Genomic DNA, 9,887 nt, shown 5'->3' with positions numbered 1-9,887 from the left:
CATCGGCTTTCTGCGCAACGGCCTTCTGCGCAACGGTTGCCGGGTCAGCGATCTACGGGTCAGTCGGTGGTGGACAGCCGCTCGATCGCCGCATCGTCCGGAAGTTCGTACAAGCCTGCTTCCTCGGCCTCGTGGACCATTTCATCCAGGCCGGCCGCACGGCTGCGCCGAGCACGCTCGCGGTAGGCTAGCAGGTCACCGAGTTTGATCTTGCGGTGCCTGGCGGGCTGTTCGTACGGGACGGAGCCCTCTTCGAGCAGTCGTACCAGTGTCGGTCGCGACACGCCGAGTAGCTGTGCCGCTTCTCCGGTGGTCAGGGTCGTGTGCGTCGGTGCGACCGTGATCGCCATACCGTGTGCCAGTGAACCGAGGACATTGCGCAGGACGTCGTACAGCTCATCCGGCATCGCGACGTGCCGCCCACTTCGTGTGACCAGGGCCGGCGCGCCGGACTCGGTGTCCTCGTCGAGGGCAGCGATCAGTTCGATCAGTTGTTGCGGCTGCTCCGGAGGGAGCACGGTGCGGTCACTCATCGCAGCGGCCATACCAGCATCATAGCTTTAAAACGAACAAAACGAAAATCGACAGGTTGTGAGGTCGCTGTAGCGCACGAGGATGCTCCCGGTTCCTGTGACCCGAACCGATAGCATGCAAGAGGCCGCGTTTAGTCATCGGCCGGGCTGATCCATCGGCGCCGCCCCATCGACGCCGTGCGACTCGGATCTCGCCCGCCAGGGGACGAACCATGAACGATAGGAGCTGTCGATGGCGGTGACCGTGGACGGGCACACGCTGATGACGGCTAGTCCCGCCGTGGTGCGAGCACTGCTGGACAGCCTGGTGGACAAGAACTACCGCGGAGGCGTGCTCGGTGTGCAGGCCGGTGCAGAGTGGGACGGCCCCGAGCAGTTCACTCACCGTGGCCGAGCCGTCCGCGTCGCCGCGTGCCCGTCCACGCTGGCCGTGTGGGAAGCGTTGCACGGTGCACCCGACGTCGACTGGGTCGTCGTGCTGACCCCGTGCACTCGTGACGACCTCGGCGGTGGTGTCCTCGCGCACCTGCTCGGCAATCGCCTGCGCACCCCTGATCCGTGGCAAGCCGTGCAGCAACGATTCGGTGCCGAGCGACTCGATTCCCAGCTGCAGGCGTCGGGGGACAAGCCACGTGAGCTCGCCGGCGGTCTGCTCGCCACGCTCGCCGAACATCACTTCCCGCCCGCTCCGGGTGGGGTACTGACCCGGGACCACGCCCTGGGCAGCGTGGCACGAGCGAAACTCGGCATCGCCGAGGACGGCGCGGAGGTGGACATCACCTCGATCATGGTGTGGACCGTCACGCGTGACGCCACATCGCAGCTTGCGAACCTGCGGAAATCGGGTGGGGATGCACTGACCGAGGAGGTCATCGACTGGCTTGCCGGGCATTGCGGTCTGGCAGCGCATCCGGTGCGCACACTGCTGAGCGCTGGTCGGGTAGCCGACATCGTGCCGCTCGGCATTGTCGCGGGACTGCTCAACTCGCCGGAGCTCTCGGCGAGTCACGCTGCGGGCCAGTTCGCGGGAACGTACGGTCTCGGCCGGCTGAACCCGAGCACCTTGGCCAGCTGGAATGCCGAAGCGGCCGGCCTGGTGACCACATGGTTGGACCGGGAAGCCGCACACGAGGCCCTGCACTCGGCCAATGGACGTGTCAGGGAACTGGGCCTCACGGATCTCGTCCGCACCTCTGATCTGCTGCCTGACGGGCTGAATGCGCGCCTGAGTGACCTGGCCGAAGCCATCCGGCCGCTCGTCGCGGAGGTGTCCGCGGAGGCCGCGGAGCCCGACACTCCGTTGGTGACCGGCGACCTGACGGCGGCCGAGGCAGCGCTCGCCAACGTCCGAGGACATTACCTCGCAGCCGGCGACGACACCGTGCGGAGCGTCGAATCCGCGATGCGGCTGGTCCGCTGGCTGGCCGTTGACACGTCTGTGGCGCCGGCCGAACAACGAGATCTCGGAGCGCTACTGCGACGGCACACCGGTTTCGACAGCTGGGTCGACAGCGCAGTCAACGACGTGGCTCGCGGTGCCGCGGACACGACACTGGCCGAGGAGCTCGGCCGGGTGCTGGCGCTCGTCCGGACGCGGCGAGACGCCCACGACCGCGCCTTCGGCAACGCGCTGGCGAACGCTTCGGGCGACGGAGTGCTCGGCGTGGAGCAGGTACTGCCCACGATCGTGGCGCCGCTGGCTAACCGTCAGCCGACGCTCCTGCTGGTGATCGACGGGCTCAGCATGGCCATCGCGAGCAAACTCGTCGATGACGCCGGCCGGATCGGGTGGGTCGAGCACGCCTTGCCGGGAAACAGCGAACGTGGTGCAGCGCTGGCCGTGTTGCCGACGCTGACCGAGTTCAGCCGGACCTCGCTGCTGTGTGGCGAGCTCCGTCACGGCAACGACGACGCGGAAAGCCAGGGCTTCGCCGAACAGCTCAAACGCGCGGGGCTCCCCGAGGCCTCCGCGGGCGGTGCCAAACGTGCGCCGCTCTATCACAAGAAGGACCTGGACACCTCCGCAGCCGGCCACGCGCTCAGCAGCGACATCCAGAACGCCGTGGCGGACACCGCGCGGCACCCGCTCGTAGGTGCTGTGCTCAACACGGTCGACGACGCACTGCACCACACCGACCCCGCGGGAATCGACTGGAACCTGGGTGCGGTCAAGCACCTCAAACCGCTGCTCGAGGCGGCGCGCCGCGCAGGCCGCAGCGTGGTGATCACCTCCGATCACGGCCACGTCATCGAACGGCGTGAGGGAGAGCTCCACCAGCACGACGCGACGTACGGCGCCCGTGCCAGGGCGGACGTCACCGCCGAGCCTCCGACGGACGGCGAAGTGCTGGTGCGCGGACCACGGGTGCTGACAGCCGGGGGCAGCGCCGTGCTCGCCGTCAACGAACGCCTCCGCTACGGCCCACTCAACGCCGGATATCACGGCGGGGGCTGCCCGGCCGAAGTCGTTGTGCCGGTAGTGGTGCTGCACGCGGGGCAGGCTCCGCCGAAGTCCGAACTCGGTGCTCTCCCGGATCCGAAACCGGAGTGGTGGGACAGGCCGGTACCCGCCGCGGCGGCTACGCCCCCGGCGGTCACAACAGCGGAACCGGCGCAGCCGGACGCGCTGTTCGACCTCGCCCCGGCCAAGCCGACCGCAGCCGAAACCGAGCCCGACGCAGTCGATGCGGAAGCCAAGAAGCTCGCGAAGGCGGTACTCGCGTCGAAGACCTTCAAACAGCAGGTGGCGAACGCGAAACGCATGCCTGTGCGCGAGGAGCACATTCGTGCACTGCTGGAGGCGCTACTGTCCAACCCCGAACGGCGAATCCCGGCCAAGGAGGCGTGCACAGCTTTGGGCGTACACACGTCCCGGTTGCGCGGCGCCCTGTCACTCCTCAAACGACTGCTCGACATCGAGGGCTACGTGGTCATCCAGTACGAGCAGGAGTCAGGCGATGTCGTCCTGGACGAAACGACGCTTCGCGAGCAGTTCGGAGTAACGCGGTGACCGGTCCACAGGGGGCGATCTCACCGCGCCGTCGGCGTGAGGTCCTTGCCGCGCTCCGACGCGGCACCGTACCCGCGCACGGCCTCGATCAACTCGCCGTCGGCCTCGACAAGTTCGCCACCGAGTGCGGCGCGGAGCTCGATGCCGTGGGCAGTGGCGGCGCGGTATTCAAAGCCGTGCGGGGTGATTACGGGGCAGGCAAGACCTTTTTCGCCCGGTGGCTCGCCGACACCGCCCGCAAGAAGGGCTTTGCCAGCACCGAGGTCCAGATCAACGAGATCGACACGCCGCTGCACCGGCTGGAGACCGTGTATCGCCGCATGATCGAGTCGTTGCGGACCGATACGCTCCCGCCGAGTGCGCTGCGTCCGATCGTGGATTCCTGGTTGTTCACCGTGGAATCCGACGCTGCCGACGAGCATGGCGAGGTTTCCGACGAGGCGGTCGAGGCGTTGCTGGAACAGCGACTGTCCGAGGTCGCCGCTCGTGCGCCGGTATTCCCCATGGCCATCCGGACCTATCGGAAGCTTGTTGCGGCGGAGGACAACGAAGCCGCCGACGGCCTCATCGCCTGGTTGGGCGGCCAGCCACACGTCGCTGCCAACGTGAAACGCCTTGCGGGAGTCAAGGGCGATCTCGACCATTACCTCGCGTTCGGCTTCCTCAAGGGACTACTGGCCATCCTGCGCGATTCCGGCCACTCCGGGTTGTTGCTCGTCCTGGACGAGGTCGAGACGCTGCAGCGGGTTCGTAGCGATGCACGCGCGAAAGCGCTCAACGCTCTGCGGCAGTTGATGGACGAGGTGCACGACGGCAGTTTCCCCGGGCTGTATCTCCTGATCACCGGAACACCGGCATTCTTCGAGGGACGCCAGGGGATCCAGCTTCTGCCGCCGCTGGCCGACCGGTTGCACGCCGACTTCTCCCGTGATCCGCGGTTCGACAACCCACGTGCACCGCAGTTGCGACTGAGCGGATTCGATCTCGACAAGCTCGTGGAGCTCGGCACGCGGGTACGTGCTCTGTTCACCGCGGACGTCGAGGATGCGGAGCGGATTCGACGGACCGCTGACGACGAGTTCCTCCGGGCATTCGCCTCGTCGGTAGCCGGTGGGCTCGGCGGCAAGGTCGGCACAGCCCCGCGGCTGTTCCTGCGCAAGCTGGTCGACGTCCTGGACACGATCGAACTGCACCCCGACTTCGACCCACGCACCGACTACGACGTCACGATCACGCCCGCCGAGCTCAACGATGCCGAGCGAGAAGCAGCGGCCACACGCTCCGCCGACGATATCGATCTCGATGTCTGACGGTGCCGCCGACCCGGTCGATACACTGCACCCTGCGGTGCAGTACCACCTCGCGAATACGCTGCGGTGGGACGGCTTGCGCCCCTTGCAGCAGGCGGCGGTGAACCCGGTGGTTGCCGGTCAGGACTGTCTCCTGGTCGCGCCGACCGCAGGCGGGAAAACCGAGGCGGCGGTACTGCCGTTGCTGAGCAGAATGGCCGAGGAGAATTGGCAGGGCACCTCGGTGCTCTATATCTGTCCCCTCCGTGCGCTGCTGAACAACTTGCACCCGCGGTTGGAGTCGTACACCGCGTGGCTCGGCCGATCGGCTGCGCTCTGGCACGGCGATGTAGGTCAGTCGGCGAGAAGGCGCATCCTCCGCGACCGACCCGACATCCTGCTCACGACCCCCGAGTCGATCGAATCGATGCTGGTCTCGGCGAAGGTCGACCCGCGCGTGCTGTTCGCCGGCCTACGCGCCGTCGTGATCGACGAGATTCACGCGTTCGCCGGCGACGATCGGGGTTGGCATGTGCAAGCGGTGTTGGAACGGCTGTCTCGCACGGTCGGCCGCAGCCTCCAACGCATCGGACTCTCCGCCACCGTAGGAAATCCGGAGGAGCTCGTCCGGTGGCTGCAGGGCGGCCGGCCGCACGAGCGCCGCCGGGTCGTCACACCGACCGTTACGGAGTCGGTCGCCGAACCCGAGATCACCCTGGACCATGTCGGTTCGATCGCCAACGCGGGCAAGGTGATCGCGTCGTTGCATGCCGGTGAAAAGCGCCTCGTGTTCGTGGAGAGCAGGCGCAGAGCCGAGGAGCTCGGTGCGGTCCTGCGGGGACACGGAGTGGACACCTATCTGTCGCACTCGTCGCTGTCGGCTGCCGAGCGGCGTAGGTCCGAAGCTGCGTTCGCAGAGTCGAGCAACACGGTGATCGTAGCGACGTCCACACTCGAGCTCGGTATCGATGTTGGCGATCTGGATCGGGTCATCCAGATCGACGCGCCCCGCACCGTGTCGTCGTTCCTGCAACGCCTCGGCCGCAGCGGCAGGCGGGCCGGCACAGCCCGCAACTGCCTGTTTTTGTGTGTGGACGACGATGCCGTGCTGCATGCCGCAGGGCTGTTGTGGCGATGGGCGCAGGGGTGGGTGGAGCCTGTCGTGCCGCCACCGGTGCCCCGGCATATCGCGGCACAGCAGCTGATGGCGCTGTGTTTGCAGGAACACCGCATCGGCGGCAACACGTGGCCGAGCTGGTGGGGCGAACTGGACCTGTTCGACGAACACGCTCAGGACATCGTGGCGTTCCTGCGCGCCGAGGGATATCTGGAGAACGACGGCGAGTTCCTGTTCATCGGCCCGGAAGCGGAACGACGGTTCGGTCGCCGCTACTTCTCGGACCTGACCGCGGTGTTCAGTGCCGCACCGGAGTTCACCGTGCTCCACGGCCGTGAGGAACTCGGCACGGTCGACAGCGAACTGCTCGTGGAGGAGGTCGACGGGCCGCGGACGTTACTGCTCGCCGGCAACAACTGGGACGTGTACTCGACCGACTGGAGTCGCCGCCGCGTGTGGGTCCAGCCCAGCGAGCGTGCCGGGAAAGCGAAATGGGGGATCGGCAGTGGCGGCCTGTCCTTCGAGGTCACGCGTGGCATGCGCGACGTGTTGTTCGGCAACGATCCCTCGGATGTGACGTTGACGCGGCGTGCACGGCGGGTGCTCGAGGAGCTGCGGGAGACGCACGAGGAACACCTCACGGACTCGGGGACCGTGGTTGCCGAGTCGTCGTCGGGTGATCTCCAGTGGTGGACCTGGGCAGGGAACGCCGTGAACCGAACGCTGCAGGCATCGTTGCCGACCATCGTCGACGGTCGGCAACGCGTGACGGACCGGTCGCTGAGGTTGGTTCCCGGGCTGTCCCGGCCCGCGATCCTGGCCGCGATCGCGGGCGCCGGGACACGCAATCCGTATGTCAACAGCGGTGCTGTCGCCGGCCTGAAGTTCTCCGCCGCCTTGCCGCCCGACCTCGCGATCGACACGATCGCGGCGCGCCTGGCCGATCATCCGCACGCCAATGAGGTCCTGCAGGAGCCCGTCGCCTACACCGGGCGTTCGACGTCGTGATGTTACGACTATCCGTCCGGACTCCGACACCTTTGCCCTTTCGCGTCGACGGCGACGGCCGGTTCGGCGGCGTCCCGCAGCCGAAGCCGAGTCCACCCGGTCGTCCTAGCCGGTCGGCAGCCGCAATCCGGTGTCGGCGTGGAGCGCGTACACGTCCTCGAGGCTGGCGATCGCAACCTTGACGGTCTCACCGAGTTTCGGCGGGGTGCAGCCGTCGGCACGGACGACGAATCGCTCGGCCTGCTTCCCGACACGCACCGAGCCGTGCACGTAGGCATCCGCGCCGAGTTCCTCCACCAGCTCGACGGTCATCGCCGTGCGGTCCTCTCCCGCACCGGCCAGCCGGAACGATTCCGGCCGGACGCCGAGGGTCAGGTGTCCCCGGATGCGGCCAGCGTGGCGCGCGGCAGCGGGACACTGAGCCCGTCGAGACGCGCACCGTCGTCGCCGACGGCGACCGTCTTCAGATTCATGGCCGGCGAGCCGATGAACCCGGCGACGAACGCATTGACCGGGCGTTCGTACAGGTTGCGCGGGGTGTCGCAGTGTTGCAGCGTGCCGTCCTTGAGTACAGCGACCCGGTGTCCCATCGTCATCGCTTCGATCTGATCGTGCGTGACGTAGATCGTGGTCGTGCCGAGTTAATCGAGACGCTCACGGACCGCGGAGTGTCGGGCATCGCGTTCGTGTCCGGACTGCACGCCGACACCACCGCGAGTCACGCGCGCTACGAAGGGCTCGTCGCGTCCGGGCTGCCGCTGGTGTTCCTCAACGGCTACGCCGAGGACATCGCGGCTCCGTTCTTCTCCGACGACGGGGCCGCGGTCGAGCGCGCCTTGGCACACCTGCGCAGCGCAAGGCGGCCCGGTTCCGGGAGCTGATGGCGCCTGCGGTCGGCAGCGAGGACGTGGATCAGCTCGTCGTGCGTTCGCTGTTCTCCGTCGAAGGTGGGCATTCCGCCGCGTGGCACCTGCTGGAGAAGGGCTGCACCGCGGTGGTGTGCGGCAGCGATCTCATGGCGCTCGGTGCGATCCGGGTCGCGCGCAAGCGCGGCCTCTCGGTGCCGGGGGACTTCTCCGTGGTCGGCTACGACGACTCGCCGTTGATCGCCTTCGCCGACCCGCCGTTGACGACCGTGCAGCAACAGGTTTCCGCGATGGCCACCGCCGCCGTGCGCACCCTGCTCGACGAGATAGGGGGTGCGAGTGCGACCACCGGTGAGTACCTCTTCCAGCCCGAGCTCGTCGTGCGCGGTTCGACGGCGGCGAGGAAGGCCTAGCCTGCGCCGCGATGATCGGCACCGGCGCCGGGCAGGGGCGCGAGCCGGCCGAGCGAGATGCTCACCGCGAGGACACGGCCGTCGGATCTCGGCGTCCCGTCGGCGACGAAGCCGGTGCCGTACGGCCGTGCTGCAGGGTGTCGGTGATGCGGCTGATCTCGTCCTGTCCGTAGCCGGCCTGCTCGGCGTCGCGGACGCGACGGAGCAGGCCGTCGAGGGCCGCGCTGTCGAGACCGCGGTCCTGCGACGCCGAGACGAGGTGCGTGAGCGAGGACCGGACGGAGTCGAGCGTCGACGTCGGATCGTCGTGCCGGCCGTGTTCCACGCGGTCGGCCAGGTCGTCGAAGATCGCGGGCAGAATCTCCCGGATACCGTGCGCGAACGGCAGGAACTCGTTCGGTGCGATTCCCTCGGCGCGCGCCAACGTCATGGCGTGCAGATACCCCGACATCGTGGTCCAGAACAGATCGAGCAGCGCGACGTCGAATGCCGCGGCGCGTCCCGGCTCGTCGCCGAGCAGGGTGGGAGTGGCCAGCTTCCGCAGCAGCGGTCGCACGGTCGTGAACAGCTCCTCCCGGCCGGACAACAGAATCGAGGCCGACGACGTGCCGATGGTGTAGGCGGGCGTGAGGATCGCACCGTCGAGGTAGTGCCCGCCGTGTGCGGTGATCAGCTCGGCGGTCGTCCGGGCGCGGCCGGGCGTGTCGCTGGTCAGCCCGACGACGGTCCGATCTTCGAGAGCGGGGCCCGCGGTGGACAGGATCGCGTCGGCGGCATCGTGGTCGACGACGGTGACCAGCGTGACGGGACTGGACGCGACGGCCTCGCCCGCCGAGGCCGCCCACCGGGCGCCCTGCCTCAGCAACGGTTCCGCCCTGCTCGGCGTGCGGTTCCACACCGTCACCGTCTCGCCCGCGTCGAGCAGAGCGTGTACGAGCGCTCGTCCCATGGGACCGAGCCCGAGAACGGTCACCGTGGTCCGCGCGGTTTCTGACATCGGGTTCTCTCCTCCGCAGTAGCGCCGACCGGAGTAGTGCCGACCGGATGTCACGAGTCTCGGGAGAACCGCCGTCGCTGTACAGTACGCACTTGATTGTGCGGTACTTACCGTGAGGAAAATGGCGGGTTGTGCCGCCCCAGTGGATGGACGGAGTGCGGGGCGTCAGCCCGTCGTGAGCTCGGCCCCCGCGGGGACGGTGAGGGTGTCGCCGAGATAGCCGTCGACGTCGCCCGTCCCGAGTACGTGTACGGCCCAGCTGCGCCGCTCGTGGTCGATGACGTGCAGCTCCCACACACACGCGAACAGCTCCGGCTGCGCGGGCACGAACTCGCCGCCCTCGCCGCCGCGGAAGAGGCGCTGGCAGAGGATGTCGCCGTCCCACCAGTGCACCAGCAGCCAGGTGGAGTCCTCGCCGCGGTGCACGATCACGAAACCGCAGCCGCCCGGAGCGGGAGCGTCGGGCAACACGGTGCTCGCGATGCCGACGGCCGATTCCAGCAGCGCCTCGCCGGTCGGATTCCCGTCGGCGCTGATGGTGTAGACCTTGAGGTGCCGGCCGCCGACGTCCCGCAGGCCGTGGAAGTCGGTGCGGCGGAGGGCGAACGACGGCACGTGGAGTCCCTTTCGTGTGATCGGCCGGACGGGGCGAGC

6 protein-coding genes and 2 pseudogenes are annotated in these 9,887 nt (G+C 68.1%); 4 read left to right on the top strand and 4 right to left on the bottom strand.

Annotation, left to right across the window (positions count from 1 at the left end):
• Window positions 1–59: 59 nt before the first annotated feature.
• Window positions 60–545, bottom strand: a complete 486-nt coding sequence (locus tag LY41_RS05400) for an excisionase family DNA-binding protein (protein WP_253862671.1) — start codon at window positions 543–545, stop codon at window positions 60–62.
• Window positions 546–765: 220 nt separating this feature from the next.
• Between LY41_RS05400 and pglZ the strand changes: the two genes are divergently transcribed.
• The 3 genes from pglZ to LY41_RS05385 are packed head-to-tail and all read left to right on the top strand — an operon-like array spanning window position 766 to window position 6,957.
• Window positions 766–3,543 carry a BREX-2 system phosphatase PglZ gene (pglZ, locus tag LY41_RS05395; RefSeq protein ID WP_253862670.1) on the top strand — a complete coding sequence of 926 codons (2,778 nt, stop codon included), beginning with the start codon at window positions 766–768 and terminating at the stop codon, window positions 3,541–3,543.
• The gene (gene brxD / locus LY41_RS05390; protein WP_253862669.1) at window positions 3,540–4,853 is read left to right on the top strand and encodes a BREX system ATP-binding protein BrxD; all 1,314 of its coding nucleotides are present in this window, start codon (window positions 3,540–3,542) and stop codon (window positions 4,851–4,853) included. Before pglZ ends, brxD begins: the two co-directional genes overlap by 4 nt.
• On the top strand, window positions 4,846–6,957 hold the full coding sequence (locus tag LY41_RS05385) for a DEAD/DEAH box helicase (protein WP_253862668.1): 2,112 nt from the start codon (window positions 4,846–4,848) through the stop codon (window positions 6,955–6,957). The genes brxD and LY41_RS05385 overlap by 8 nt, the downstream gene beginning before the upstream one ends.
• Window positions 6,958–7,062: 105 nt before the next feature.
• Here the strand turns inward: LY41_RS05385 and LY41_RS24000 are convergent.
• Window positions 7,063–7,598 (bottom strand): annotated as a pseudogene (locus LY41_RS24000) (TOBE domain-containing protein); the annotation flags it as partial.
• Between LY41_RS24000 and LY41_RS05365 the strand changes: the two are divergent.
• Window positions 7,596–8,236 (top strand): annotated as a pseudogene (locus LY41_RS05365) (substrate-binding domain-containing protein); the annotation flags it as partial. The pseudogenes LY41_RS24000 and LY41_RS05365 overlap by 3 nt on opposite strands.
• A gap of 61 nt (window positions 8,237–8,297) precedes the next feature.
• Here the strand turns inward: LY41_RS05365 and LY41_RS05360 are convergent.
• The gene (locus LY41_RS05360; RefSeq protein WP_253862665.1) at window positions 8,298–9,233 is read right to left on the bottom strand and encodes an NAD(P)-dependent oxidoreductase; all 936 of its coding nucleotides are present in this window, start codon (window positions 9,231–9,233) and stop codon (window positions 8,298–8,300) included.
• 165 nt (window positions 9,234–9,398) lie between these two features.
• A complete protein-coding gene (locus tag LY41_RS05355; RefSeq protein WP_253862664.1) occupies window positions 9,399–9,848 on the bottom strand; it encodes a hypothetical protein in 450 nt (149 codons plus the stop codon).
• Window positions 9,849–9,887 lie beyond the last annotated feature (39 nt).

The sequence above is a fragment of the Prauserella halophila genome, from assembly GCF_024171895.1.
GTDB classification, from domain to species: Bacteria; Actinomycetota; Actinomycetes; order Mycobacteriales; family Pseudonocardiaceae; genus Prauserella; species Prauserella halophila.
The sequence above is the reverse complement of the archived record's forward strand: the minus strand, read 5'-3'. Positions and strand labels throughout refer to the sequence as shown.